This window comes from Myxococcales bacterium (assembly GCA_016699535.1).
Taxonomy (GTDB): domain Bacteria; phylum Myxococcota_A; class Polyangia; order Polyangiales.
Genome location: CP064980.1, coordinates 1408324 through 1434589 on the forward strand (window position 1 = coordinate 1408324; position 26266 = coordinate 1434589).

A 26266-nucleotide genomic window follows, 5' to 3' on the forward strand; every position below is an offset into this window, starting at 1 on the left:
GAGGGGTGCTACCTGGCCCTTCGTTTGGCCCTAGTTTAAGCTTGCCAATTTACCGAAGTTCCACGTTATGACTAAGAATTTACGCAATATCGCTATTATCGCCCACGTTGATCATGGAAAAACGACTCTGGTCGATGCCATGCTCAGACAATCCGGTGTTTTCCGCGACAACGAACAGGTCCAGGACCGTGTCATGGATTCAGGGGATCTAGAGCGTGAGCGTGGGATTACCATTCTGGCAAAGATTGCCTCACTGCAATGGGAAGGCACGACGATTAATATCATCGATACCCCAGGGCACGCCGACTTTGGTGGCGAAGTGGAACGTACGCTTCGCATGGCGGATGGCGCTTTGCTTTTAGTCGATGCTTCAGAAGGACCATTGCCCCAGACGCGGTTCGTGCTTGGCAAGGCTATTGAGTTGGGTATGCCTATTTTGGTAGTGATCAATAAAATTGATCGTCCTGATGCACGGCCTGATGAAGTTGTTAACGAAGCGTTTGATCTGTTTTGTGAGCTGCAAGCAAGTGAAGAGCAAACCGACTTTCCAATTCTGTATGCAATTGGAAAAGACGGACTCGCGAAACGGGAGCTAAGTGACGAGAGCAGTGATCTAAGGCCACTGTTTGAAGCAATTTTAAAGTATGTGCCTCAGCCTACAGACAATCCAGACGATGCTCTTCAAATGCTTGTTCATAATATTGAATATGATGAGTACGTCGGTCGTTTGGCAATTGGACGCGTGCGTCGCGGCAAAATAAAAACCGGACAGCAAGTTGTGTGTCTTGGCGAAAAGAAGACAAAGCAAGCGAAAGTTGCCCAGGTTTACCACTACAAGGGTATGGCGCGAATCAAGGTAGACCAAGCCGTAGCAGGTGACATTGTTGCCGTAGCTGGCCTCGATGAGGTTGAGATAGGCGATACCTTGTCTGATGTAGATCGTCCGGAGGCTCTCAAGCGTATTGAAGTCGAAGAGCCGACGATTCGTGTGCGTTTTTTGGTGAATGATTCTCCAATGGTCGGTAAATCCGGCAAGTGGGTGACCTCTCGTCATTTGCGGGAAAGGCTCTTTAAAGAAGCCAATCGCAACATGGCGTTGCGCGTGGAAGAAACCGCAACTCCCGATGAGTTTATTGTGTTTGGCCGAGGCGAGCTTATGTTGGCCGTGTTGGCGGAGACCATGCGCCGAGAAGGGTATGAGTTTGCGCTCGGTATGCCAGAAGTTGTCGTACGTGAGATTGACGGACAAGAAAGTGAACCCGTTGAGATTGCGGTGGTCGACGTCCCTGAGGACTACGTCGGCGCGGTAACGACGAGTTTTGGTGAGCGCAAAGGTCAAATGGTCAAGATGCACTCGCTTGGAAGTGGGCGTACACGTATGGAGTTTCGTGTTCCTTCACGTGGACTGATTGGTTATCGTTCGATATTCCTTACCGAGACACGAGGTACCGGCTTGCTTAACACTATCGTGGATGGTTGGCAGCCTTATGCTGGACCGATGCTGCGTCGAAATACGGGAGCGTTGGTAGCGGATCGTGGCGGTAAATCAACACCCTATGCTTTGTTTAACTTGCAACCTCGCGGGCAACTTTGCATTGGTTCGGGGACCGATGTCTATGAGGGCATGATTGTTGGGGAAAACGCACGTCCGAACGATATGGATGTTAACGTGACCAAAGAAAAGAAGCTCACCAACATTCGCGCTGCAGGTCGAGATGACAACGTTTTACTGAGTCCCCATCGTATTCACACGATAGATACGGCGATGGAGTTTATCGACCAGGACGAACTTGTCGAAATCACGCCAGATGCGCTCCGGCTGCGCAAGCGAATCCTAGCGGCTAACAAACGTCCTAAACGCCGCGAAACATAATCTTAGGCTAGAAGGTACCTGACAAGCTAATGCTTCCAGGAAGTATCCGAATGGAGGCTGTGGGCTCGTCAGGGCCTCCTTGAGCGCCTTCTTCTGTCTCGCCGTCGCTTTCATCGGTTGACGGTGATGACTTGCCCACGATATCAATGATGCCCCAGGTTACGCCTGCCGCCGTGATGACGCCGCCTGCAATGAACGCGGCAATCGCTGCCGAGTTTAGATCTTCAGACTGGTTTTGAAGATCGAGGGCAGTTTGTTGGACCGTTTCGTTCTTTGCATCATCGTGCTTGTTGGCCGACATGATGGCCAAAACACCACCCGCACCGAGGCCCACAACACCGACGGCGGCAATGACCCACGGCCAAGGGCTTAAGCGTGTGTCCGTGGGTTGATTGGAGCCAGTACTGCGCTCTTCGAGCAGTCTTCTTTCTGCTTCCTCTTGTCTTTTTTGGGCTTCGTCGCGTTCTTTTCGTATGCGCTGTTCTTCGTTAATGCGGGTTTTTAGGTTTTGTACACGCGATTCAATGGAACCTTTTTCTCGTTCGCCGGGTTTGCCTTCTTGAATATATTGCTCGTAGGCTGTGATGGCTTCTTCTAGCTTGCCGGCTGATTCAAGGGCACGCGCTAAGTTGTAAAGAAGGATAGCTTCTTTTTCGAGGTCGTAAGCTTCTTTGAGCAACACTGCGGCTTCAGTGAACTTTCCATCTTGGTAGAGTTTTTCGCTACGTTCAAAAAGAACTAGAGCTCGTTCACGATCTTTTGGTGCTTTTGATCGTGAACGGTTACGTTGTGCTTGCGCCGAAGAGCAGAGGCACAAGATGCTCAAAATAATGAGGAGTATTGAAGTAGATTTTCTAAGCACTGTCACAATAGTATCCCGAAATTAGGCCTTCCGAGCAACATGTTTTACCAGAAACTCCACCCGAAAAACTTACCAAAGCGCTTAGGGTACGATGAGTCTGAAGAGAAGATCCACAAATAGCGGGAATGGCAGGGCATTTTTAGTGCTCTGATCGGAAAGGATGGATCCGTCTCGCCGCAGTGAAGGCGAGATCTACCGCGTCAGAAAACCTTGAAATATTTGCGATATTTTTGAGGTTTTCTGCCTTGCATCTCACACCCTTGCTTTGCGATCTCGGCCCAATCCTTTCCAATCAGAGCACTAGTGTTTTTCGACTCGGAATTCGACTCGTCGATTTTGGGCGTGGCAGCTTAGAGTGTCCTGCCGGCACACGATTTGTTCTTCACCAAAGCCGTGGGTTTGCAATCGTTGCTTAACGCCCTTTTCACCAAGGTACTGCGCTACAGACAGAGCTCGTTTTTCGGAAAGTTTTTTGTTGTAGAAACTCCCACCTCGAGTGTCTGTGTGCCCCTCAATGTGGACCAAACTAATTTCGTCATGTTTCTTCAATATCGTGCTTACATCATCCAAGATTGGGTAGCTGTCTTCCAGGATTGTATCGCTCGAGGATGCGAAGTTGATGGGTTCCTTAAGAATGATGTTTTCTTTTTCTAGATGAGCACTTAGCACCGGAGCTTCGGCCTCGTGCTGGCTTTCTAAATTTAAGCTAGCAGTGGTTTTTCCGTGATAGTTCGCGCCGCAACCTGCAGCGGCAAAAATTACCGCAGCACAGATGTATTGATAATAACTGCTTTGAAATCCCCACATAGCGTATATATATAGTTTAGCATGCTCTATCCTGATCGCGCCAAGTTGCTCGACCGTGCCCAGCAGATGGTGGGCATGCGTGTAGGTGAAATTGCTGAAAGAAGCGATATGTCGGTTCCGAAGCTTCGGGATCAACAACTCAAGGGCATGGTTGGTAGTGTGATTGAACGGTTTTTAGGTGTAGAGGCGGGTAACGCGCCGCACGCTGATTTTCCAGAGCTCGGTGTTGAGCTTAAGACTATTCCTGTCAATGCGGCTGCCAAGCCAACGGAGTCCACTTTTGTTGCGACGGCTCCGCTTGATCTGTTGACTGAACAAGAGTGGCAGCACTGTAGCGTGTGGAAGAAGCTTCAATGCGTGCTTTGGGTTCCAATTGAGGCCGACAAAAGTATTCCCCTCGTGCAGCGTCGTGTCGGTCGGGTGTTTTTATGGGAGCCGAGCGAGGAGCAAGCTGCGCTCTTGCGTGACGATTGGGAAGATATCATGGGTCAGATGATCCTTGAAGGCGCAGGCTCTGTTTCGGCCCATTTAGGAAAAGCACTTCAACTGCGCCCCAAAGGAACCAATGCTGCCGCTCGACGCGTAGCAACGGATGTTCACGATGCGCCCACTCGTTTAGCTCCCCGAGCTTTCTACCTCCGTACTTCCTTTACGAAACAGCTCATCAACACTCACATCTAAGAGATTGACAGCGGATCAACGGTTTACAGAACTGAACCGCCCTCTCGAGTTGGGAACTAGCTTGCAACTAGACATAGGGTCCCCATGCTCAAACAGTCCTCGCTTCGCTGCGGAACTGCGCGTGGGGACCCTATGTCTAGTTGCCTCAAGATCTCAAAGCGAAAGATTTTGTAAAGCGCCGTATATCGTATACGCAGTGGTCGACCTTTTTTCGCATCCATACGTTGTCGATACAAATGTATCTTCTGCGCTTTTAGAACCTTGAAATAGCAATAGTGATGCTGTTCCGAGAACCGGTTGAGACACGGCAGAAGGAAAGTCTGTCAAAAGTCTTGATCATTCAAGTCTTGAGGCAAAGAGAGGGTAGGCTTGCACGCGCAGTTCCGCAGCGAAGCGAGGACGGTTTGAGCATGCAGGCCTACCCTCTCTTTGTTAAGCTATCTTAAAGAGACTAGGTCAATTGGAGCAGGCGTCGATGATGATTTGGGGCATGCTAGTGGGGCGGCCGGTGTCGGTACGAACGCAGGCTAAGGTGATCTCGCCCTCGTTTAAGAGCTCGTCTCCACGGTAAATCTTGCTGTCGAAACGCAAACGCGCTTTGCTGAACTCGCCGACCCAGATTTGGATTTCAAGTTCATCATCGAAATACGCAGGTCGCCTGTAGCGTACACGTGCTTCGACGACGGGTAGGGCGAGTTTTGCGTCGATTTCAAACTCTTTGTAGGAGACACCAAAGGCTCTTAGATACTCGATACGAGCCGCTTCGAGGTAGCGCACATAGGCTGTGTGGTGAACGACGCCGCCTTGATCGGTATCAACGTAGCCGACACGTACTTTATGCTTAAACTGTTTGTCGGCACTCACGGTCTAAAGCTTGGTTTGGACCAATTCGAAGACATTCTGGAGATTGGTGATTTGTTGAAGCTCTTGCTCCGGAACGGAGATTTTGTATTTACGTTCCACTTCAGCCACGATTTCAATGGCCATCATGGAGTCGATGCCAAGCTCCTGAAAAGGAGTCTCATCAGGGATTTCGTCGATTTCGCTTACCTCAGCAATAATCGAGCGAATCTCTTCTTTGAGTTTGTTTGTTTGTTGAAGGTCTGACATGAAAAGTTACTCAGGAAGCGTTGCTTAGCTCCACACGTTCGTCTACCAACTCAAGAAGTTGCTTAACCGTTTGAATCCCCACTAATTTCTCGTCGGGAATCTGTATTTTCAGTTCGCGTTCTAGGCAGCCAATCAGTTCCAGCATGCCAAGCGAATCAATACCAAGATCGGAAATGACACTTTCTTCCTTGATATTGCTAAAGTCTTTTTCGGCAATTTCAGTTGCCCATTTTTGAAAAAGTTTCAAGAGATCTGCACGTTCCATTGGGACTCCCTGCTTCAAGTGTCGATGGTGTGGGGCGCACTCTAGGTTGAAAGTCGCCGTTCGTCCAGTCGAAATAGGCCTTTTTACAGATGTTCAGGTAGTACGTTTTTCTCGAATAATTGCTTGGTCTTACGGCGCTGCGCTTTGCCGCTCGAGGTCTTGGGAAGGGTGCCGACGGGCACAATGGCCACTTTATGCACTTTTAGACCGGTGGTCTCGGTGATTCGTGAGGCAATATCATGTCGCAGCGATGCGGCATCCCCGGAGTTGCCTTCAGCGACCATGACGAGCCGCTCCTCGCCATCGATGATAGAGCTAAAGGCTACGACGTTGTTACGTCTCACGCCCGGAAGGCTGTCGACTTGCCATTCCAGATCCTGCGGGTAGTGGTTTGCGCCGTTAATGATGATGAGATCTTTGCTGCGACCGCAGATGAAAAGATTGCCTTCAGCGATATAACCAAGGTCGCCGGTATGAAGCCATCCCTTCTTCCAGCTCTCGGCGCTGGCTTCCGGGTTTTGGTAGTAACCTTTGGTGATACTTGGTCCTTGGGTGATGATCTCACCTACTTGGCGTTCAGCAAGCTTGTTGCCTTGTTCATCGACGATAGCGAGTTCATGTTCTGGAAAAGCTTTTCCGCATGAGACAAGTTCAAGTGTTGTTTCGGTGGCGTCTGTAGCTGGCGCAGCCTTGCCTTGTTGCAGAGCTTTAGCATCGACACGATCGGTCTTCATCCCTTGTCCTTGTGGACTAAAGGTAATAGCAAGGGTCGCTTCGGCCATGCCATAGGGGAGGAAGGCATTTGCGTTAAAGCCTGCTGGCTTAAGGCGGTCGGCAAAGGCGCGAAGCGTGGTTGCGTTGATGGGTTCGGCGCCGCATCCAGACACACGAATGCTGCTTAGATCCCATTTGGAAAGGTCCGCATCGCGCACGCGTTTGGCGACTAAGGCATAGGCGAAGTTTGGCGCAAAAGTGAGTGTTGCTTTGTGTTTGTTGATGGTCTCAAGCCACAGACGGGGATTGCGGGCAAAACTTGCTGTTGGAAAGATGACTACGGGAATATCCATGACAAGCGTACCCAAAATGAAACCAATAAGGCCCATGTCGTGGTAGAGCGGCAGCCAACTTACAGCCAAATCATCTTTGCGGCGATCAAGTCCATGGGGTCCTAGAAATGCGCGAGCGTTGGCGAGTAGATTTCCATGGCTGACCATGACCCCTTTGGGCTTTGAAGTGCTGCCGGAGGTAAATTGCAAAAAGCACAAATCCTCGGGACCAAGCGCGGGACATTCGATGGCGGCGACGTCGCTTTTTTCAAATAGGTCGACAGTGGCGATTTCGCTTACCTTAACGTCGTGCTTTAGCACTGGCTCAAGATAGGGTTTCATCGCCTCGGTACTTAGAAGCATCGTTGCCGTGCTTGCTTGGAGGATGTGAGCTACTGTGTCGTGGTAGCTTTCAATGGCTTTGAAGGTAGCTCGCGGAAAGATGGGCACCGGAATAATGCCGCCGGCAACCGCACCAAGAAAGCTGAGCACAAACTCGTGGCCATCCGGGATAACCAGCGCTAATCGGTCACCTTTTTTTAAACCTTTTTGATAAAGAACGGCGGCTCGGTGTTTGGCTTCCTTTTCAAGATCGCGGTAGGAGTAAAAACGCTCCTCGCCGAGGGCGTCAATGAAACGAAAACCTCGTTTAGGGTCCTTTGGAAGGCGTTCAATGCAGTCTAGAAGGGATTGGGCGTGCTCCATAACTCGGCCGGTTTAGGGTCTTGGGCAGGGGCTGTCAAGCATTTCGGGCCAAGCGGAAGGGGCCTTTTTGGGCAAAATACCGGCCAGACGGCCGGTGGGGGCGGCTTGCTCCTTCTTAGGAGCGTGAGGTATAGAGCCGTCCGCCATGCAACGTGTCTACGTCACGGGCCTTGGTGTCGTGAGTTCTGTCGGTTTTGGCATTTCAGATTTTTGGAATGCTTTGATTGCAGGAAAGTCTGGCATTTCAGAGGTCGACCTATTTGATACATCATCTTTGGACCGCCATTTGGGGGGCCAGGTCAAGGGTTTTCGTCCGCGTGATTTTCTAACGGCGGCAGAGGCACGTCGTGCAGGTCGCTGCTCAGCGATGTGTATTGCAGCGGCGCGCATGGCGATGGATCAAGCTGGGCTCACCGAGGAGCAACTCAAAGCAGACCGCACTTCTGTGGTCTTAGGCACCACGATGGGCGAAGCCGATGTTATTTCGGAACTCGAAGAAGCTTGGGTTCACGACGGTGCCGAGGCTCGCGTTATTGTTCCCAAAAACATTGTACGTTGTGGCGCAACATTAATTGCGATTCACGTTGCGCGATCGGTTGGAGCACGCGGTATGGTGCAAGTTCTTCCTGCGGCGTGTGCTGCTGGAAACTATGCGATTGGTTTTGCGGCCGATCAGATTCGCGCCGGCCGTGCGGATGTGGTTGTTACGGGTGCTGCCGAGGTGCTTGAAAAACTTGAGTACGCTGGTTTTTGTCGTCTCGGAGCGATGGCGCCCGATACCTGTAGACCCTTCGATCAGAATCGCAAGGGTCTGATCCTTGGAGAAGGGGCTGGACTGATGATTTTGGAATCTGAGGCGCACGCGATGGCGCGTGGAGCAACGCTTCTCGCTGAGGTCGGTGGTTTTGGTTTAGCGTGCGACGCGCATCACATCACAAGGCCGCATCCGGATGGCATTGGAAGTATTGCCGCCATGCGGCGCGCCATATCAAGTAGTGGTCTTCAGCCAGAGGACGTTGACTTCGTCAATGCACATGGCACGGGCACCTCGGCAAATGATGAAACCGAGTCGCGGGTGATGCATGAAGTGTTTGGGCAAAGAAAGGTTCCTATCTCGAGTGTCAAAAGCATGATCGGACATTGCATGGGCGCAGCAAGTGCTCTTGAAGCGCTGACTTGCGTGATGAGTGTTCAAAGTGGTGTTTATCCACCTACGATGGGCTATGAGACACCGGATCCGGCTTGCGATGTCAATGTGATTGCCAACAAAGCGCAAGCAGGAAAAGCCGATATTGTTTTAAACAATTCTTTGGCTTTTGGTGGCTACGATGCGGTGCTGTGTTTTGCCAAGCCAGGATGCTTGCCAGACAATGTGGGGCGGGCGTAATGGAAGCGTTGGCGGTCACCGGTTATGGGATAGCGAGTCCTCTGGGAGTGGGTAAGGCTGCGTTTGAAAAGGCTTTGGCAAAGGGCGATGCGGGCCGCTTTTTCAGAACCGACGGTCCGATCAGTGGCGAGCAAACGATTAAGGACGCCTGCGTTGCTTGGCTTGCCTCGTTTGAAGCCAAAGACTATCTAGGAAACAAAGGTCTTCGCAATCTTGATCGTCTGACCAAGCTCCTAGTGGTTGCAGCAAAATACGCGCTCGAAGATGCGAAAATTAAAAGCGATGGCAAGTTCATTGCGCTTAGTCCAGAGCAAGTTGGTTTGTGCTCATCAACGGCTTATGGTTCACTTGAGGCGATTACTGAACTTAAACTTGTCGCAGAGCTAGAAGATCCACGTTATCTGAATCCTGCGCGCTTTCCGAACACCGTGATTAATGCAGCCGCGGGCTATGTCAGTATTTGGGAAGATTTGCAAGCTCCCAATGTGACGCTTGTCAATGGCAATTGCGGCGCTCTTGATGCAGTGCTCAGTGCAGGCACTCATTTGGAACATTTGCGAGGTGATGCCTTCTTGATTGGTGGCGGTGAAGCGATTTCCGAAGCACTTTATCTTGCTTTCGATAAACTTGGCGCCGTTGCGCATGCCACTCAAAAGTTTGCTCCCGGTGATCCACAAAGCGAGGGAATGCGCATTGGCGAAGGTGCGGCCTATCTTTGTGTCGAACGACAAAACGATGCAAAGGCGCGTCAGGCCACGATCGAAGCGAACATTACCGGCTACGGATCTGCCTTTGAGGTTCCGCGTTCCGAAGTCGAGATCGTTCATGGTTCAAGCCTGGCTGTAAAACGAGCGATCTCTGGCGCGATGATCGATGCTGGAGTAGGTCCAAGCGATATCGATCTTGTTTGTTCATCTCTTAGCGGTATTCCGCTCATGGACAACGCTGAGCTTTCAGCGATTGATGAACTTTTTGGTTCATCGACTTCGGTTGTTGCTCCGAAGGCGTTATGGGGGGAGACTTTGGGCGCGAGTGGAGCTTTAGGCTTGGCGGCGACAGTGGCCTGGCTTGGTGGTGTTCCGCTTTGTGCCGTGTTGCGGCAAGGTTCCAGTTCAAAGATGAAACGAGCCGTAGTGACGACAATGGGTTATTACGGCAACGTATCTGCGGTGGTCATGGAAGGTGTAAAATGAGTTGGATAGAAGAAAAAGCACACAAGGAGCTTGAACGCGTTCGAGAAGCTCGCGACAAACAAGTTTACCCTTTTTTCAAACCCTTTGAGACGGGTGGTTTGCACACAACCATTGCAGGCTCACCGATTGTTAATTTCAGCTCAAACGACTATCTTGGCTTAACCACGCATCCCAAGGTTAAAGAAGCTGCGAAAAAAGCGGTGGATATCTTTTCGTGTGGTCTGAGTTCTTCGCGCGTGCAGGCGACAACTACTGCGCATGTTGAACTTGAAGAACGTCTCGCTCAATGGATGGGCTTCGACAAAACATTAATCTTTACGACAGGCTACCAAGCGATGCTTGGAACCATCATGTCGCTTGCCGATCAAGACACTACTTTGATTTTAGACAACCTAAGCCATGCTTGCATCTTAGATGGAACCTTCCTCGCCGCTGGAACCCCGACCCGACAGCCTGAAGTTCGGTTTTTCAATCACAACTCGGCGCGTTCTCTTGAACGTATATTAAAGAGCAAGAGCCGAAAAAATGCATTGGTATTGATTGAAGGTATTTACTCGCTTGATGGCGATATGGCCAAAATCAAAGAATTCGTCGATATTTGTGATCGCTACGATGCGGTGATGATTTGCGATGATGCGCACGGCACGGGCACGCTCGGCAAAACAGGCAAGGGCATTATTGAGCAATTTGGTCTTGAAGGCCGCGTGCCGATTGTGATCAGCACTTTTTCAAAATCCCTTGGCGGGATCGGTGGCATTCTCGCTGCATCGGAAGAGGTGGTTGATCTTGTCAAGCACACTGCGCGCTCATTTTTGTTTAGTGCATCTCTGCCGGTGCCCGTTGTTGCTGCGGCTTCTACGATCTTGACGATGCTTGAAGAGGAAGGCGAGGCGTTGCTTGGCGAGCTGCATGAAAAAGCGAACTACATGCGCAAGAGTTTGACTGGCCTTGGTTTTGATTTGGGTCTGAGCGATACGCACATCATGCCTGTGATGTGCCGGGATGAGCGTAAGGCTTTGTTCATGCATGTTGCCTTGCTTGAGAGCGGCGTGATGATGGTGCCTATTACCTATCCAGGTGTGAAGAAGGGTGAAGAGCGCTTGCGTGTTAATATTACCCGTGGCCATAGCAAAGACGATATGGACAAAGCGCTTGAACTTTTGGACTCCTATGGCCAGGCTTTCTATGTTCAATCGGGCGAAGATCTTGGTCCAATGGAAGCTTAGGGACGCCCCTAGTGCGTTTTTCTTTAGGCCGAATTTACTTTTAAAACTTCGACAGCTCTTCGTTCTAGATTGATCTAGGCTTTATCTTCCGACTTTTGAACTGGAAACTTACTCGCATGAGACTTCATGTAGAGATTGGTTAAGACAGAGGAAGGATTAGGGCGTCCGAAGAAATAACCTTGTGCCTCATCGCAACCGGCATCCCTAAGGAATTCTAACTGCTCCTTTGTTTCTACCCCTTCTGCAATCACTTGAAGGCCTAAGGCCTGTGCAAGATTGATAACGGCTAGAGAAATGGCTTCTGCCTCCGCTTTGATTCCAATGTCCGCGATGAATGACTGATCTATTTTTAAGCAGTGCACAGGTAAGCTCTTTAGATAAACTAGAGATGAGTAGCCTGTTCCAAAATCATCAACTGCTACACGGACTCCGATCTCACCGAATTGTTTCAAAACTTGGCTTGTTAGATCGAGATTTGCAATAAGGCTGGTCTCGGTGAGTTCCAGTTCTAAACAAGCGGGCGGGATTTTATATTGTTCAATGGCTTGAAGTACAGCTTTTACAAAATCTTCGGATTCAAGCTGTCTGGCAGAAACGTTGACAGCCACTCGAATATCGCGAATGCCACTTTCGTGCCACAGACGAATCTGTTTGCAAGCCTGTGTAAGAACCCATTGACCCACTTCTTGGATGAGTCCACTTTTTTCAAGAAGGGGAATAAACTCAGCAGGCGAAATAACTATATCGTTGTGGTGCCAACGCAAAAGAGCTTCAGCTCCAACCAGAGCCCCATTGGCTATGCGATGCTGTGATTGGTAAACTAAATCGAACTCTTGTCTAGTAAGTGCTTGGCGAAGATCTCGCTCCATGCGCTGAACGCAGAGCTCTCTAGCGTGGGTTTCAGCGCTATAGAATTCAACATGAACATCGTTGTCCCTATCGCGATGCGCTCTGCCGCGGTGCATCGCTTGTTCGGCATATTGCAAAAGCTCATCGACTGTGTTGCCATTTTCCGGATAGAGCGCCACTCCAATACTCAAAGGCAATTCATGGACGCCGTTATCATTGGCTTTGTTTTGGGCCCTCACGGTTCGAATTTTTTCAAGAACGGAGAGAGCTCTGGCCGCCGGTTTTTCTCCAGGACACGCAATCCCGAATTCGTTTGCTCCAAGCTTTCCGAGTTTATCTGGTATATCAATGCACAAACGAATTTGATCGGCTGTCGTTTGTAAGACGGCATCGGCCACATCGTAGCCTTTCTCTTCATTGAGCAGGTGAAATCGATCCATGTTGAGATACAAGAGTGCAACACCGGTATGATTCAAACGTGCGCGTGATATAGCCCGGTGCAGATGATTCCTGAAAAGTTTGCGTTTTGGGAGATGCGTAAGTTCGTCATAGTGAACAAGCTGAGCGATGCGCCGAGAGTTGGAGTGTCGTTCGATAGCAAAACCAATTGATCGTACCAAGGAGCGACCACTTGCTTCCCATTTGAATAAATAGTCTTCGGCTCCGCTTTGTACTGCTTTGATAGCGCGCTCTTCGTCTTCGTGTCCGCTAAGGACGACAATAGGTATTCCAGGATGACTGTGTCGTAGTGTCTCTACGCTTTCAAGTCCGTCTGCATCGGACAAACTGAGGTCCAATACAATCGCTGAAAAAGATTCTAGCTTTAGTTTTTGGATTGCTTCGGTCAAAGAGGTTGCTGAAGTGAGCTTTCCTTTCCAGTCGGTGGCTTGCAGCCTCTTTGTAACAAGCTCAATGTCAGTGGGGTTGTCCTCTATGAGAAGCACATGTTTCGTTTTTTCGCTGTGGCGTCGTTGATGGTAGCGTTTGATAGCGTACTCAAGACCACTTATGAGTTCTTCTGGAGCCCAGGGTTTATAAACGATTGAGGTAACTGCATCGGAGATAAAGACGGTTGATGGCTCAACTTCGAGCTTGCCAGTGACGACCATATAGGTGGCATGTGGTAGTTTCTTTTGAATTTTAGTGATGAGCTCCAGTCCGCTCATTTCCGGCATATCGAGATCGACTGCTACGACTGAGTAGCTATGCTTTGCAACTTGTTTGAGCGCATCGGATGGCAGAGCCGCTGTATCGATTGTCAAATGTAGCGGAGCGAGTGCCCGAGTTGCGGAACGTAATACTGCTGGTTCGTCATCGACGAGTAGGATGCGATCCTCCATAGCAACGCTAGTGTATCAGTAATAAGTGTTTAAGAACAAAAGGCGACGGTGTTCTGTGTGACAGTTTGTACATTGTGCGCAGCTGTGGTGCTTCCAAGAAGAATGAAAAGAATATATTGCGATGGACATTGGGTTAGCTGTGCGATGGTGATGTAAGCAATAGAAAGAAAAGTCTATCCATGTATGTGTCGTGTCAAAGAAAAAATTGGAGCAAACTAAACAGCTGTTTGTGATATTTTTATGTGGTGTTTTGGATGAGGCTTTCTTGGAATTCTTGGTGTTTTCGGGTAATTCTGAGTGCTTGCGCTTTTTGGGCCGATTTGCTTGACTGCGACGCTATGAAAATCGACCTCTCAGGAAAACGTGCCTTTGTTGCTGGTGTGGCGGATGACGGTGGTTTTGGTTTTGCCATTGCCAAAGATCTCGCGGAAGCTGGAGCGGAAGTTGTTGTTGGAACGTGGCCGCCTGCGTACACAATATTTACGAAACTGTTAGAGCGAGGACGAATGGATGACTCGCTTAAGTTATCGGATGGCAGCAAGCTTTCCTTTAAAAAAATCTATCCGCTTGATGCCGACTACGACACCCTTGAGGACTGCCCTGAGGAAATTCGGAGCAGCAAGCGTTACCAAAACCACAGTGATTTTTCGATCCAAGGTGTTTGCGATGCGATGGTGAAAGACTTTGGTCCCAAACCTGTGGACATTGTGGTGCACAGTCTTGCCAATGGTCCTGAGGTTAAAAAATCGCTCATCCATACTTCACGTAAGGGTTATCTTGCAGCGATCGGAGCTAGCAGCTACTCGTATGTATCGATGGTGCAGCGTTTCTCTCCTATCATGAACGCAGGTGGTTCGTTTTTGTCGCTTACTTTCATGGCTTCGGAACGGGTGGTTCCGGGTTACGGCGGCGGCATGTCCACAGCTAAGGCGGCTCTTGAATCCGATACGCGGGTGCTTGCGTATGAAGCGGGTCATCAATGGGGCGTGCGGGTGAACTGCATCTCAGCAGGGCCTTGGGCATCACGCGCTGCTAGTGCCATTGGTTTCATTGGCAATATGGTTGAATACGCTGCTCGAAATGCAGCTCTTCCGGAAAAGCTAAACGCTACCGAGGTAGGCTCAGCAGCCGCATTTTTGTGCAGTCCACTGGCTAGCGGCATCACGGGGACTACGGTCTATGTTGACAAAGGTTATCACAGCATGGGCATGGCCCTCGATGCTGTGCCCTCAGACATCGATACTCCCTGCCTCAAATAGGGACAGCTGTACCTCTTTTGTCTTGGAAATGTAGTCCAATGTTTCCAGGGCTGAGAGCGTATTGCAATAACTATTTAGTTTTTTTCGTGAATCTCACAGGTATGCTTTTTGCACACACTACTTGTTGTGAAAAGCTCGTGGACAGAACTGCTTTCTCTTGTTGCCCATGCCGCGGTCGTTGCCGGGTTTGCTCCTTGCTTTTCGAGTGGGTGTATCGCTCAAAGCGGAGCTGAGCCCATTGATCAGTTTAGTGGCGCGGTACAGAGACCCGCACAGATGGTACGTGGCGTAGATCAACCTGCTGAGCCTGGTGAGTGGTGGACGGCGGGTTCGGTGTTTGAAGGAACAGGGCTATATCCAAAGTTTCATACACGTCATGGGACCGACTGGTTCCGCCTTTACAGACATCCCAGTTTCAATCCTGTTCGTATCCTTTTTAACAATGAGGGTAGCAAAGGCGAGACTTCGCAAGCCACCGCTCTAGCTATTTATAACGAAACCGCTAGCGCAGCGAGCGAGTACTACCAAGCGGGTGCACGCGATTTTATTGTTCTCAATGAACCAAATATCGAAGGCTGGCCAAATCTTTGGTCAAGTGCTGAAGAATTTGGCATTGTGTTCAAAGAGCTCTGCCGTCTTTATAGCGAGACTTTTCCTAGTATTCATCTCTGGTTTCCAGGACTTTCTCCCTCATCGTCTGGTGGATATGGCCCTCCTCAAGACGAATTTATTGCGCGTGCGCTGAGTGCAGCATGGGGTAAAGAAAGCTTTGGGGAAGTGTACGATGCATTCGATGGAGCTCCTCCGTTTTACGGCGTGGCTATGCATGCTTATACGGATCGCGTTTGGGAGGGGCAGGAGCAAAATGCTGTAAATGATTTGATCTCGAAAGTATATTCCTTCCGAAGTAGACATCAATGGCGTTATGGACCTCTCCTTATTGGTGAGTTTAGTGTTAACCGTCCTGGGCCGTCTGAGTACAAGGCCAAGGTCTATAAGATGTTCTATGAAGAGCTAAGTTCGATAGGCAATGTGTTTGGTGCCTATAGCTTTACCGCAAGTTGGGGGCCGACGGATGATGCTAACCAAGAAGGATGGTTTCCGAACGGTATTCACTCTGAATACAAAAGGCTTATTGGATTTGAATAGTGGATACGTTTTGCTAAAACGACAAAAAGATTTGTGTTAGCAAGGCGTCGGCGACTAAAATCGTAATGGAGACAACCACCACTGCGGAGGTGGTTGAGCTGCCTACGCCTTCGGTACCGCCGAAGGTATGCATTCCAAAGTGGCAGCCTAAAATCGAAATCAAAAAGCCGAAAAAAGGTGTTTTCCCCAAACCGGCCATCAAATCCTGCATGCGAACGGTATCAAGTGCCGTAGCCAAAAAGAAAGGCGCCGGGATTCCAAAAGTGATCCGGCAGACAGTCAGTGCACTAAGAACTCCGAGCACAAGCGATATGCAGGTGAGCAGCGGCATAATTGTAATTCCTGCAAGTACACGCGGGACAACCAATTTGCGAATGGGATCTGCGCCAAGAGCTCGAATGGCATCAAGCTGTTCAGTGACCGCCATCGAACCGATTTCGGCAGCCATGCCTGAAGCGATTCGGCTACCAACGACCAGAGCGGTAAGTGACGGAGCCAATTCACGTACCTCCGAGAGACCAACAATACGGCCCACGGTGTCTTTGGCTCCAAACATTTCCAGGGAAAAAGCAAATTGAATAGCCATGACGATGCCAACAAAAATCGAGGTGGCTATGGCAATCCCAAGGGATCGTACGCCGAGTTGTTCAAGTTGATAGAGGTAGGCCCGAGGCTCGAAACGGGTAGTCACAAGCGCAACAATCGCGTTTTTGGTAAGCAGGGTCACCTGACCGGTCTGCTTGAAAAACACGAAAAAACGGCGACCCCATGGTACGTGGGCGCCGGGCGGCAGACTGTAGGTACTGTTGGCCATGGGCAGAAGCTTCTTTTCTATACCTGAAAACCAGACAAAAATGTCTGAAAATCACGGTGTGATTGCTCAAATTGTTCCGATGGTCGGCCAATTAAAGCAAAATCGTACACGCAGCCATCTTTTTTTAGAACAACCAGAACCAAGGCGCGTACTTGTCCATCAAGTTTCGCGGTCAGTTCGCTTTTGAGGGCTTCGCGCTTCACCAACATGATGGTCTGTTCATGTTGAAAACTCCGCTCGGTAAAACCTATTAATAAGTGGTTTCGTAATGCAGGTAGCGGAATATCCAAGCCTGGATCGCAGGACGCGTTGAGCTGAATCACGGCTCCGGAGCGAGCGCTTTGCCATGCCAAATCATTGCCATCTTCGATGTCGAGCTGCTTCCAATCAGCTGGAAGCTTGCCGATATCAAAACTGACTTGCCCGTCACTATAGTGGCTGTTTTGCAGCTGTGGGCCACCACATTGTACGCACAAGAGGGATACTGTCAGCAGGGTCCATACCTTCATTCCATACATTTACGACGGTTATATAGTGCTATGCAATGGCTTTCGGTACAATGGACAGAGAATGGCGGGAGCAAAGCTAAGCGGAAAAGATGTTGTCGATCGCCTTCTGGCCGAAAATCGTATCGACCCGTTGCAGTATGATTCTGCGCTCAGTCATGCGGAGCGACACGGGATCTCGGCTGTCGATGCTGTTATCGAGATTGGCGTGATATCCGAACATGATTTGCTGAGGCACCTTGCAGAAGTTTTTCGCACGCGTTTTGTTTCAACAGAAAAATTAGCGAAAGCTGCAATCAGCAAAGATGTCCTTAAATTTTTACCACACAAAGTTGCGGAACGTTTGAGTGTATTCCCTATTTTGTTTGATGTGAAAAGTGGGACACTTTCTGTGGTTGCCGCGGTGCTTCCTGATTCGGATATCGAAAAGCAGGTTAAGATCACTGCTGATGTAAGAGCGGTGCGCGTGTACATCGCGAGACCCGCAGCGGTCGATGCTCTCATCAACAAATTTTATCGCGGACAGACGCAGGCCTTTGCACGGTTCTTTGAACGGCAACAGAGTTCAGATCAGGGAATGAGTGCAGGGGATGTCATCGGACAGGACTTTGGTAACAATGCATTTTCGGGAAGAGGCGCGTCCATGGCCCCTTCAGCGACCCGCGCGGAACGTCCCAAGGCGAAGGGGGCGCAAAACCCTTCGCCGGCCATTGCACTGCCTCACATCGAGCTGCCTAAGATGGATGCTCTACCTTCAACAAGTGAAATAAGCGGAACGAATCTAAACAAAGCAAAGCTTCGTTCAACACCATTGCCGGATGGTGCAATTTCGCTCAATTCCTTCTTGGATACGCTGCGTGTCCTTGTGACGCTGCTGGAGCGCGATAGAAAGGGTTTGCGCGGTCATTCTCGCAAAGTATCGCAGCTTTGTTCACGGCTTGCGCGTCGTTTGAAGCTTGATGAAAAAGAGATTCGTTCTTTGGAGATTGCCGCGCTTTTGCACGATTTAGGCAAATCCTCGGCCGATCATCTAACGCCTCTTTATGCGAGTGAATACGAACCTCACAAAAAACAAGCGCAAACACTTTTCCAAAGTCCTATTGAACTGCTTGAAAGCGTTGAACTTCCGCAAGACGCAATCAGCATACTTCGTCATTTTTACGAACGCTATGACGGCAAAGGTTTTCCTGGGCATCTCAAGGGTGAAACTATTCCGCTTGGCTCACGTATACTTGCGTTAGTTGAGAGTTACTCAGATTTGGTTTCCAATGAGTTCAATCCGTATCAACGCAAGTTAAGTCCAAACGAGGCGCTTGAAGTCTTGTCGCAGTACTCAGAAACGCTTTTTGATGCAAAGGTTTTAGAAGTCTTCCAAGCAATCGCTATTGGCGATGGTTTGAAGGACAGTTTGCTTCCACCGAAACCCGGTGTGCTCTTAATTGATCCGAATCTAGATGAAGTTGCTGCAGTTGAGCTTCGTTTCATTGAGCAAGGCTATGTCGTGGAAGTAGCGCAAACGAGTGATGAAGCTCGCAAAGTTCTAAAAGAAAATTCAATCGGGCTTGTGATATCGGAAGTTGAACTCGAGCCGATGGATGGTTTTGCGCTATTGGCCCAGATTCGCGCAGAGAAAGTTAGTATCCCCTGGATCTTTTTGACAAACCGTTCCGATCGAGAGGCTGTATCAAAAGGATTTGAAAAAGGAGCTGTCGACTTTTGGGTCAAACCAACCACCGCCGAAGTGGTGGTCACCAAAGCCCAAAAATTGATGAGTGGGAGCTCGATTACGCCGACCGCATCGGGTATCGCGGGATCGCTTACTCAAATGGCATTGCCAGAAATCGTTCAGGTCTTTGCCCATGGCCGAAAAAGTGGGAAGCTGAGCATTGAATCGGGTGGCAAAAGCGCCGAGGTTCACTTTCATACCGGTGATGTCTACAACGCCCGCTTTGGCGACCTTGAAGGAGATAAAGCGTTTTACGCCCTACTTTTGCTTACCGAAGGCCAGTTTTCAGTGGATCCTAGTTTTTTGCCTGAGGAACGAAAGATACAGGCTTCTGCCGAATCGTTATTACTTGAAGGCATGCGCCTGCTCGATGAGGCCGAGCGAGCATAGCTCCGAGTGAAATACGTATCGCATGCTTGAAAATGCGCCTACATTTCCTCCGTTCATGGACGTTTTTCCTAGACCGGTCGCGCCAAGGTCCTCGGTTCGTTACTATTTATAACATAGTTTCCAATGTAGGCGCTGTTTAAGAGCAGAGAACTGGTTTCAGTACTCAAAATATTTCAAATCCGCTATGATGGGAGGCAGTGGTAGCTTGTCCAACATGCGGCGAAGATTTAGCCGAAGGCGCTCGTTTTTGCGCCCACTGTGGTGCTGCCGTCAGCGCTGCCGCTCTGGACGATCCACTTATTGGCCGTGTGATCAACGGGGCCTACCGTGTGGAGGAGGCCATCGGCGTGGGTGGTATGGGCCGAGTTTATCGCGCAACGCAAACTAACCTTGGCCGCACGGTTGCGATTAAAGTGATTCACCAGCATTTGTTGGGTGATGAGCCATCGGTTGCTCGTTTTTACACCGAGGCACGTGCGGCCAGTCGTTTGAATCATCCAAACAGCGTTGGCATCATTGATTTTGGTCGCACCGACGATGGGTTGCTACATCTGGTGATGGAGTATTTGCATGGCAAAGACCTCGCCCTGTTGATGCAGGATGAAGGCCCTTTTTCTTTTCCAAGGATTTGCCGCATTCTAGAAAACGTTTTAGCGGCGCTTGCCGAGGCACATGAGCTTTCGGTGATTCATCGAGACTTGAAACCAGAAAACATCATTATTCAAAAAAGCCGTCGGGGTGGTGATTTTGTTAAAGTTGTTGATTTCGGTCTAGCCAAAATATTGGAGCCTTCTGCGACTTCGGTAACGACCCCGGGCTTAGTGTGTGGCACCCCAGACTATATGTCTCCGGAGCAAGCGCGCGGTGAAGAAGTCGATGGTCGTGGCGATATCTACTCGGTCGGTGTGCTTTTGTTTGAGTTACTTTCTGAACGATTGCCCTTTGAGGATGAAACTCCAACTAAAGTAGCTTTGCGTCACCTCACGGATCCTGTTCCTGATCCACGTGTGCTTGCGCCGCATCGAAACATTCCAGACGAGTTGGCTGAGATTTGCATGCGTGCGCTATCAAAAGAGCGCGAGGATCGTTATGCCACAGCGGACGAGATGGCAGCCGCGATTCGACAAGCCCACGACCATCTTGGGGATGAGCACGATAGCAAAGGGTTAAAGTGTCCGGCCTGCAGTGCATCAGTAAAGTCACGTATGAAGTTTTGCGCAGAGTGCGGTGTGCGTCTTGGCGGAGCCGTCTCGTCGGTTCGCCCCTCAATTAGTTCAAGGCCTCCGATGAGTTTGCCTCCGGTCATGGACGTTCGAGGTCGACTTATTGGCCGGCACGCTGAAATCGAACAATTTGATGCCTTGCGTGATGAAGCTAAATCAAGACCGATCTTTGTTCACTTTTCCGGCGAGATCGGCATGGGAAAAACACGGCTACTTTCTGAGATAGCGGATAGAGCTTCTAAGAAGGGCGATGCTGTGGTGGCTTCCGGCCCGCATGCAAGCGGTGCTTTGGTTCCATACAGCACCATACGCTCTTTGATTGCGGGACTTGTTGGCGTTGAAGAAAGCAATCTGCGTAAGTTTTTGGAAAGCAACGAAGTCTTTGAGGATGGCCTTTCACGTGCGGGATTGCACGAACTGGTCCAGCCCAATGGACTTAGCGGTCTTGAAGGGCGCTCGCGTGCTGGTGCTGTGGCGTATTCGCTGGCGGCAGCTATGCGCTGGGCTTCTCTTCAAACCAGTACGCGGCGCGTGATTGTGCTTGTCGACGATCTAGGTCGTTGCGATGGACTCTCCCAACGCACTCTTGCCAAATTGCCGCAGTTTATCGAAGATCTTTCCGCGATGGTTGTGACCACAAGCGATCCTGCGTTTCGTCAGCTTTTGACGGAAGGCGTGGTTACAATTCCTTTGCGTGGTTTGGTCGGTGATGAGGCAAGCCAATTGTTTTCGGGTAGCTTTAACTTAGGTGCCAATTCGCAGCCTGCCTTGCTGCTACGACCTGAAGGGATGAGCCCGTTTTATATCGAGCAAATACGTGCTCTTGGCGTGATTAACAGCGAAGATGAAGCGTCGTTTCCCCGGCTTTCGGATGTGATTATTCAACGGCTTGAGCGTCTTGAGATTACCGCTCGTAAAGTTTTGCAAGCTGCCGCTGTTTTAGGGGAGCGTTGTACGCTTGAAGATTTACAAAGCATTGTTAATGACCCCGATATTAACTTGGGTCTTGATACCTTGCAGCGCAGTGAGCTGCTCTATGTACGCGACAACGAAATACAGATAGCGCACCCATTCATTCGCGACTTAGTGGAAGCTTCCATCCCCGCGGCTGCGCGTATGGATTTGCATGCTCAAGCTTTGCAAGTTGCCAACGCAAGACAAGCGCCGTTAGAGGTGCGCGCACAACATGCCTATCGCGGTGGTGAGTTTATGACAGCGATGGTGTTGTTGGAGCGTATGGGTACGGCAGCATTGCACCGGGGCAGTGCAGAAACGGCAATCGATGCTTTTCGACATGGGTTAGAGCTTGCGCGTCGTGAACTTCTTGAAACGGGTGATGACAGTTTGGATAAGGCCTTGGTGAGCTTTAGTCGTCGTCTGGGTGAAGCGCTTGAATTGCAAAACGATTACGCGGGCGCTGACGGTGTTTTGCGTGAAGCTATCGACCTGGCTGGCCCGAGTAGCGTGGAACGTGCACGGATGCTTAATGTACTTGGCCGGGTTGGTGCGCGCCGTGAACGACGCCGTGACGCCATGCGCTTGCTGGGAACTGCTCTGGAAATCGCGACCAATGCCGATGATGCTGAGGTAGCAGCTGATGCGCATCTTGCGATTTCAAAGGTCCGACTTTCGGAGGGCGATCAAATCGGTGCTGCCAATGCACTTAGACGCGCTTCGGAGCAGATTTTGGGCAGACACTCATCAAAAGAGGCTGAGATCGCTGTGCGCCTTGCTGAAACCCTTATTGATATCGGTGATGTTGAAGAAGGTCAAAAGGTATTGGAACGGGCCTATCAGTTGGCTGTGGATGCCGAGTCGCCTGCTCTGCTTGCTGCTGTGCTTGGTGTTACCGCAACCGTTGATGAACTTGAGGGCCAAATCGATACCGCCGCAAGACGCTACAAAGAGGCCGCACAACAGGCTGCCGAGGCAGGGGATGCCGATGCTTATTTCCGTTGGCGACGTGCTTCTTCGACGTTAAAAAAAGCAGTTAACGAATAGTCTCGCTAGTTTGAGTGTAGCAAGCTGCGCAATTTTTCTGGTGCGATGCGGTAGGTTTCGCCACAGTAGTCGCATCCAACTTCGACAAGCTTTTCGTCTTCAATGATTTTAGAAATTGTCTCTTTATCCAAGGTAGCTAAACTTCCGAACACCCGCGCTTCGCTGCATTGACACCCAAAACGCAAACTGGATTCATCCAAGCGTGTATAGGGCATGCCATACAAAATTTCATCAAGCAGGAGATCAATCCATTCTTCTTCTTGAACCCAAATTTTTTCTATACTTGGAAAATCATCCAAACGTTCAGTCATGATCATATGCGCTTCGCGTGTAGCTTCGGGCAAAAGCTGTACGATGTATCCGCCGGCGTGCAAAATTTCATTTCCATCGTGTTGCGCGGCAATCCTAATCACAGAGTTGACTTGCTCAGAGCTCTGCATGTAGCCCATAAAAGCCTCACTAATCGTTTGCTTTGTTGAGATGTCGACGATTCCTTCGTGTGTTTGTCCATTGGGCAAGCCGCGCATCACTTGCAGAAGGGAGCCTTCTCCAAAGGAGAAGCTAGCGTTGCCATTTCTTTGCAAAAGCCCTCGGTTTGACCCATCGGGATAGACATCTGCAACAAGACGATCCTTTCGATCTTTATTCGTTGCAATGGCTTGGGCACGCAACCATGGAGCCATCGTCTCACGAACGATGATGGTTCCGGTAAGGAGCTCAGCGAATTGATTGGCAAGCTCTCCTGTGGCGCCTTGTCGTTTGCAAAGTTCATAACAGGTGCTGGATGTGTTCATGACGATCACGCGAAAACTTCCATCGTCAGCCATGGCGCGAATCACTTTGTCTTTGTTTTCTCTATTCATGGATACGAACTACTATTTTCCCGAAATGGGTGGCCTTCTTTAGATGATGAAAAGCTTCGATGCTTTTGTCAAAGGAGTAAACCGTATCGATAACGGGCTCAATCTTTTTTTGCTCCATAAAATCAAGCATGTCCAAAAAACTCTTTTTGTGGCCGACAAACACGCCTTGAAGGGTGACTTGTTTCATAAGAATCGGGATCAGGCTGTGGCTTGCTTTGCTGCCAGATAAGACTCCAATAATGCTAATCGTGCCACCCTCTTTTATCGACGCAAGAGAGTTCTCGATGGTTTGGCTGCCACCCACTTCGATAATGTGATCCACTCCTTCGCCGCCGGTCAGTTCTTTTATTTTACTGACCCAGTTCGGCTCAAGACGGTAGTTGATGGTGCTCTTTGCACCAAGTGCATGGAGCTGTTGTTCTTTTTCTGCTGAACTGCTCATAGCAATGACCCGAGCACCTGCCGCTACGGCAAAGAGCAAGGCAAAAACTGAAACTCCTCCGCTGCCTTGACAAAGCACGGTATCATTTTCGCTCAGCGTTGAAAGATTGTGTAGTGCGCTCCAGGCGGTCAGTGCTGCGCAAGGTAGTGTGCAAGCTTGTTCATCCGATAAATAGTCGGGGACTTTTGCGACACCCTCTGCTGGTAGGGTGCGGTATTCTTGAAGCATCCCATCAAGAGGCCCTCCCAGGGTATGTTGGCGCATGAGCACTTTGCTTGGTTTGCCTTGCTCCCAGCCCTGAACCAGCATGCCGCACACTCGATCGCCAGTTTTGAATTGACGGACGGACTTACCGCAGGCCACGATGCGGCCGACGCCATCGGATACGGGGACCAACGGCAAGCTCAGCTTTGGGTTGTAGCGACCTTCAACCATCATGAGATCGCGATAGTTTAACGAAACCGCTGTGATCTTGACTAGCACCTCGTTATCCGCGGGTTCGGCCATGTCTCGTTCCACCCTTCGAAGGTGTTCAAGGCCAAACTGTTCTTGAATCTCCCAGGTTTTCATTGCTCCACCAACATTTCTCCTTTAGTGATCTGATCGGAAAGGATTGATCCGTCTTGCTGTGGTGAAGGCGCGAGCTGTGGTGTCAGAAAACCTTGAAATATTCGCGATATTTCTGCGGCTTTCTTCCCTGCATCTCACACCTTCACTTTACGATCTCAGCTCAATACTTTCCAATCAGAGCACTGGTTCTAAAAGTGTCGCACAAAACTGCTTTTCGTGCAGGTCCGAAGTGTTTGGTACTTGGATCACTCTGTTCTTGGGGCAAAAAAACAGCTTTTATTAACGGGACAGTATTCTTTGGATACGTTAGATTACTTCGGCGCTATGATGTATTCGCGAAACAAAATTTTTCTCATGGCCGGACCGTTGCGAGGCTATCTGATAGCTAGTTGTGCCGCTGCATTTATCTTTGTGAGCGCGTGCACCGAAGCAAGCGATCTTGGCGCAGGTTCGGCAAAGAACTATTGTGGCAATGTTGTAGGGAACGATGAGCCGGTGTCCAATTGCACCGAAGCAAACTGTTCATTCATTCGACGCGGTTTTGCTGTTGGCACGAAAATGACCATTTCTTTTTCGCCTGAAACAGCTGGTTGTGCCTTGGATAACGCGCCTGAAAATTGGGTAGGAGTACTTAGCAGTAGTGATGCTGCACTTGACTGCCAGTATTTTAGCGGCATTGATCCTCTGAAACATGATTTGCTTAGTTTGTACGAGTTTCCAGGAAGAGAACGCTTGCGCAATGAAATGTTTACTTTTCGACCCGAAGAAGGGCCGCTTGCTTTGCGTGATGTGATGTTGTTTGTATCGTATTTAGCAGGCGAGGAACTTGAGCTTCGGCTCATTGCCGGAAGTGGTGATGAAACAAAAGGCGACTACTTCGGGTTGTTTTTTATGCAGGCAAGCAACGGAAGCTGTTTTTAGAAAGCTCGTCGTACACGGTTTTAGATTATGCTTGTTCTTGGAATAGAGTCTTCGTGCGATGAAACAGCGGCAGCCGTCGTGACCGACGAAGGCGACGTGATCAGTGATGCTGTTGCAAGCCAGATAAAAGAGCATGCTGTCTTTGGTGGTGTGGTTCCTGAGATTGCTTCACGTGCGCATACCCGGGCTGTGATTCCGATGATTCGCCAGGCGCTTGCAGCGATTCCTTCGGGTTTAGATGGCATTGATGCCGTGGCGTTTACGCAAGGACCTGGCCTCATTGGTGCTTTGCTGGTCGGCGTGCAAACAGGCAAGGCTATAGCCCTTGCCAAGGATCTTCCCTTAGTCGGTGTGGATCATTTGCTGGGGCATTTGTTTGCGATTTTTTTGAAGCGCGACAAAGACACTGTTGCTGTTCCGGAGTTTCCCTACGTTGCCCTTTTAGTCAGTGGTGGGCACACTGCACTGTATGATGTGCACAGCATCAACGATGTGCGTCTACTGGGTCAGACACGCGACGATGCTGCAGGTGAGGCCTATGACAAGGTAGCCAAGCTTTTAGGCCTTGGTTATCCGGGTGGCCCGATTCTCGATCGGATGGCTCCGCGCGGAAACCCGGCTGCAATCCCATTGCCAAGACCGATGGCTGCAAGTAAAATTTAGAGTTCAGTTTTTCAGGACTCAAGACTGCGGTAGTGCACAGCGTTCGCGATCGAAAAAGCCCATGGGACGAAAAGGCGCTTTGCGATTTGGCTGCTTCCTTTCAAGCCGCGGTGGCAGATGTGTTGGTGGATAAAAGTGTGGCTGCGTTAAAAAAGCTCAACAGGCGCTCCTTGGTGATTACCGGCGGGGTAGCCGCGAACAGTGGATTGCGAAAGCGCGCAGAAGAATCAGCCAAAAAACATGGTTTTTCTTTGTATATTCCCCCTTTAGCATCTTGCACTGACAACGCAGCCATGATTGCTTACGCTGGCGCAAAACTATTGCAAACCAAGAATAGCTCAACGATTGCAGCGGTCGCTTATTCTCAAAGCCCGCTTAATCGTCTAGGAAAGTAA

At 49.9% G+C, this 26266-nt stretch carries 23 protein-coding genes; 12 read left to right on the forward strand and 11 right to left on the reverse strand.

Translation table 11 applies throughout. From position 1 onward, the window contains the following. The first annotated feature begins 67 nt into the window (after nucleotides 1–67). Nucleotides 68–1873 (forward strand): translational GTPase TypA, encoded by a 1806-nt coding sequence (typA, locus tag IPJ88_06720; GenBank protein QQR91414.1) that lies wholly within the window; start codon nucleotides 68–70, stop codon nucleotides 1871–1873. 7 nt (nucleotides 1874–1880) lie between these two features. On the opposite strand, the gene IPJ88_06725 is transcribed toward typA, so the two are convergent. Beyond that, nucleotides 1881–2699, reverse strand: coding sequence for a tetratricopeptide repeat protein (locus tag IPJ88_06725; GenBank protein QQR91415.1), 819 nt, complete (start codon nucleotides 2697–2699; stop codon nucleotides 1881–1883). A 336-nt stretch (nucleotides 2700–3035) separates the two neighbouring features. Next, nucleotides 3036–3542, reverse strand: coding sequence for an OmpA family protein (locus IPJ88_06730; GenBank protein QQR91416.1), 507 nt, complete (start codon nucleotides 3540–3542; stop codon nucleotides 3036–3038). 21 nt (nucleotides 3543–3563) lie between these two features. Between IPJ88_06730 and mutH the strand changes: the two genes are divergently transcribed. Then, nucleotides 3564–4223 carry a DNA mismatch repair endonuclease MutH gene (gene mutH, locus IPJ88_06735; GenBank protein ID QQR91417.1) on the forward strand — a complete coding sequence of 220 codons (660 nt, stop codon included), beginning with the start codon at nucleotides 3564–3566 and terminating at the stop codon, nucleotides 4221–4223. A gap of 456 nt (nucleotides 4224–4679) precedes the next feature. On the opposite strand, the gene IPJ88_06740 is transcribed toward mutH, so the two are convergent. The 4 genes from IPJ88_06740 to IPJ88_06755 all read right to left on the reverse strand — a co-directional run bounded on the left by IPJ88_06740 (nucleotide 4680) and on the right by IPJ88_06755 (nucleotide 7349). After that, a complete protein-coding gene (locus tag IPJ88_06740) occupies nucleotides 4680–5087 on the reverse strand; it encodes an acyl-CoA thioesterase (protein QQR91418.1) in 408 nt (135 codons plus the stop codon). Between the two features lie 3 nt (nucleotides 5088–5090). Continuing rightward, the gene (locus IPJ88_06745; protein ID QQR91419.1) at nucleotides 5091–5333 is read right to left on the reverse strand and encodes an acyl carrier protein; all 243 of its coding nucleotides are present in this window, start codon (nucleotides 5331–5333) and stop codon (nucleotides 5091–5093) included. Between the two features lie 10 nt (nucleotides 5334–5343). Beyond that, the gene (locus IPJ88_06750; protein QQR91420.1) at nucleotides 5344–5598 is read right to left on the reverse strand and encodes an acyl carrier protein; all 255 of its coding nucleotides are present in this window, start codon (nucleotides 5596–5598) and stop codon (nucleotides 5344–5346) included. Between the two features lie 83 nt (nucleotides 5599–5681). After that, nucleotides 5682–7349: a fatty acyl-AMP ligase gene (locus IPJ88_06755; protein QQR91421.1), complete on the reverse strand. Its 1668-nt coding sequence runs from the start codon at nucleotides 7347–7349 to the stop codon at nucleotides 5682–5684. Nucleotides 7350–7494: 145 nt separating this feature from the next. Here IPJ88_06755 and IPJ88_06760 point away from each other — a divergent pair, with 145 nt between their 5' ends. From IPJ88_06760 to IPJ88_06770, 3 genes are read left to right on the forward strand one after another with little or no spacing between them, the layout of a single operon-like run. Then, complete coding sequence (locus IPJ88_06760) at nucleotides 7495–8736, forward strand: beta-ketoacyl-[acyl-carrier-protein] synthase family protein (GenBank protein ID QQR91422.1); 1242 nt, start codon at nucleotides 7495–7497, stop codon at nucleotides 8734–8736. Then, nucleotides 8736–9929, forward strand: a complete 1194-nt coding sequence (locus IPJ88_06765; GenBank protein QQR91423.1) for a hypothetical protein — start codon at nucleotides 8736–8738, stop codon at nucleotides 9927–9929. The genes IPJ88_06760 and IPJ88_06765 overlap by 1 nt, the downstream gene beginning before the upstream one ends. Further along, nucleotides 9926–11155 carry a pyridoxal phosphate-dependent aminotransferase family protein gene (locus tag IPJ88_06770; protein QQR91424.1) on the forward strand — a complete coding sequence of 410 codons (1230 nt, stop codon included), beginning with the start codon at nucleotides 9926–9928 and terminating at the stop codon, nucleotides 11153–11155. Before IPJ88_06765 ends, IPJ88_06770 begins: the two co-directional genes overlap by 4 nt. Before the next feature lie 74 nt (nucleotides 11156–11229). Here the strand turns inward: IPJ88_06770 and IPJ88_06775 are convergent, their stop codons facing one another. Beyond that, complete coding sequence (locus tag IPJ88_06775; protein ID QQR91425.1) at nucleotides 11230–13344, reverse strand: EAL domain-containing protein; 2115 nt, start codon at nucleotides 13342–13344, stop codon at nucleotides 11230–11232. Nucleotides 13345–13682: 338 nt separating this feature from the next. Here IPJ88_06775 and IPJ88_06780 point away from each other — a divergent pair, with 338 nt between their 5' ends. After that, a complete protein-coding gene (locus tag IPJ88_06780; GenBank protein ID QQR91426.1) occupies nucleotides 13683–14603 on the forward strand; it encodes an enoyl-[acyl-carrier-protein] reductase in 921 nt (306 codons plus the stop codon). Nucleotides 14604–14729: 126 nt separating this feature from the next. Next, a complete protein-coding gene (locus IPJ88_06785) occupies nucleotides 14730–15752 on the forward strand; it encodes a hypothetical protein (GenBank protein QQR91427.1) in 1023 nt (340 codons plus the stop codon). A gap of 13 nt (nucleotides 15753–15765) precedes the next feature. On the opposite strand, the gene IPJ88_06790 is transcribed toward IPJ88_06785, so the two are convergent. Both IPJ88_06790 and IPJ88_06795 read right to left on the reverse strand, forming a co-directional pair. Continuing rightward, entirely contained in the window at nucleotides 15766–16566 is an 801-nt protein-coding gene (locus IPJ88_06790) for an ABC transporter permease (GenBank protein QQR91428.1), read from the reverse strand. A gap of 17 nt (nucleotides 16567–16583) precedes the next feature. Next, entirely contained in the window at nucleotides 16584–17075 is a 492-nt protein-coding gene (locus IPJ88_06795; protein ID QQR91429.1) for a hypothetical protein, read from the reverse strand. Nucleotides 17076–17136: 61 nt separating this feature from the next. Between IPJ88_06795 and IPJ88_06800 the strand changes: the two genes are divergently transcribed. Together IPJ88_06800 and IPJ88_06805 are read left to right on the forward strand one after the other, a co-directional pair. Further along, complete coding sequence (locus IPJ88_06800; protein ID QQR91430.1) at nucleotides 17137–19188, forward strand: DUF4388 domain-containing protein; 2052 nt, start codon at nucleotides 17137–17139, stop codon at nucleotides 19186–19188. 197 nt (nucleotides 19189–19385) lie between these two features. After that, nucleotides 19386–22412, forward strand: coding sequence for a protein kinase (locus IPJ88_06805; GenBank protein QQR91431.1), 3027 nt, complete (start codon nucleotides 19386–19388; stop codon nucleotides 22410–22412). A 5-nt stretch (nucleotides 22413–22417) separates the two neighbouring features. Here IPJ88_06805 and IPJ88_06810 read toward each other — a convergent pair whose 3' ends face one another. After that, nucleotides 22418–23275 (reverse strand): Hsp33 family molecular chaperone HslO, encoded by an 858-nt coding sequence (locus IPJ88_06810; protein ID QQR91432.1) that lies wholly within the window; start codon nucleotides 23273–23275, stop codon nucleotides 22418–22420. Beyond that, the gene (locus tag IPJ88_06815) at nucleotides 23268–24287 is read right to left on the reverse strand and encodes an NAD(P)-dependent alcohol dehydrogenase (protein QQR91433.1); all 1020 of its coding nucleotides are present in this window, start codon (nucleotides 24285–24287) and stop codon (nucleotides 23268–23270) included. The genes IPJ88_06810 and IPJ88_06815 overlap by 8 nt, the downstream gene beginning before the upstream one ends. 324 nt (nucleotides 24288–24611) lie before the next feature. Here IPJ88_06815 and IPJ88_06820 point away from each other — a divergent pair, with 324 nt between their 5' ends. The 3 genes from IPJ88_06820 to IPJ88_06830 are packed head-to-tail and all read left to right on the forward strand — an operon-like array spanning nucleotide 24612 to nucleotide 26266. Next, entirely contained in the window at nucleotides 24612–25208 is a 597-nt protein-coding gene (locus tag IPJ88_06820) for a hypothetical protein (protein ID QQR91434.1), read from the forward strand. A 27-nt stretch (nucleotides 25209–25235) separates the two neighbouring features. Beyond that, nucleotides 25236–25871 (forward strand): tRNA (adenosine(37)-N6)-threonylcarbamoyltransferase complex transferase subunit TsaD, encoded by a 636-nt coding sequence (gene tsaD, locus IPJ88_06825; protein QQR91435.1) that lies wholly within the window; start codon nucleotides 25236–25238, stop codon nucleotides 25869–25871. Nucleotides 25872–25903: 32 nt separating this feature from the next. Then, nucleotides 25904–26266: a hypothetical protein gene (locus tag IPJ88_06830; GenBank protein QQR91436.1), complete on the forward strand. Its 363-nt coding sequence runs from the start codon at nucleotides 25904–25906 to the stop codon at nucleotides 26264–26266.

Excerpts from the sequence above, each read along its gene's own strand:
- typA (QQR91414.1), top strand. The coding sequence starts at position 68 with ATGACTAAGAATTTACGCAATATCGCTATTATCGCCCACGTTGATCAT.
- IPJ88_06730 (QQR91416.1), bottom strand. The coding sequence starts at position 3,542 with ATGTGGGGATTTCAAAGCAGTTATTATCAATACATCTGTGCTGCGGTA.
- mutH (QQR91417.1), top strand. The coding sequence starts at position 3,564 with ATGCTCTATCCTGATCGCGCCAAGTTGCTCGACCGTGCCCAGCAGATG.
- IPJ88_06745 (QQR91419.1), bottom strand. The coding sequence starts at position 5,333 with ATGTCAGACCTTCAACAAACAAACAAACTCAAAGAAGAGATTCGCTCG.
- IPJ88_06750 (QQR91420.1), bottom strand. The coding sequence starts at position 5,598 with ATGGAACGTGCAGATCTCTTGAAACTTTTTCAAAAATGGGCAACTGAA.
- IPJ88_06755 (QQR91421.1), bottom strand. The coding sequence starts at position 7,349 with ATGGAGCACGCCCAATCCCTTCTAGACTGCATTGAACGCCTTCCAAAG.
- IPJ88_06760 (QQR91422.1), top strand. The coding sequence starts at position 7,495 with ATGCAACGTGTCTACGTCACGGGCCTTGGTGTCGTGAGTTCTGTCGGT.
- IPJ88_06765 (QQR91423.1), top strand. The coding sequence starts at position 8,736 with ATGGAAGCGTTGGCGGTCACCGGTTATGGGATAGCGAGTCCTCTGGGA.
- IPJ88_06770 (QQR91424.1), top strand. The coding sequence starts at position 9,926 with ATGAGTTGGATAGAAGAAAAAGCACACAAGGAGCTTGAACGCGTTCGA.
- IPJ88_06775 (QQR91425.1), bottom strand. The coding sequence starts at position 13,344 with ATGGAGGATCGCATCCTACTCGTCGATGACGAACCAGCAGTATTACGT.
- IPJ88_06780 (QQR91426.1), top strand. The coding sequence starts at position 13,683 with ATGAAAATCGACCTCTCAGGAAAACGTGCCTTTGTTGCTGGTGTGGCG.
- IPJ88_06790 (QQR91428.1), bottom strand. The coding sequence starts at position 16,566 with ATGGCCAACAGTACCTACAGTCTGCCGCCCGGCGCCCACGTACCATGG.
- IPJ88_06795 (QQR91429.1), bottom strand. The coding sequence starts at position 17,075 with ATGAAGGTATGGACCCTGCTGACAGTATCCCTCTTGTGCGTACAATGT.
- IPJ88_06800 (QQR91430.1), top strand. The coding sequence starts at position 17,137 with ATGGCGGGAGCAAAGCTAAGCGGAAAAGATGTTGTCGATCGCCTTCTG.
- IPJ88_06810 (QQR91432.1), bottom strand. The coding sequence starts at position 23,275 with ATGAATAGAGAAAACAAAGACAAAGTGATTCGCGCCATGGCTGACGAT.
- IPJ88_06815 (QQR91433.1), bottom strand. The coding sequence starts at position 24,287 with ATGAAAACCTGGGAGATTCAAGAACAGTTTGGCCTTGAACACCTTCGA.
- IPJ88_06820 (QQR91434.1), top strand. The coding sequence starts at position 24,612 with ATGATGTATTCGCGAAACAAAATTTTTCTCATGGCCGGACCGTTGCGA.
- tsaD (QQR91435.1), top strand. The coding sequence starts at position 25,236 with ATGCTTGTTCTTGGAATAGAGTCTTCGTGCGATGAAACAGCGGCAGCC.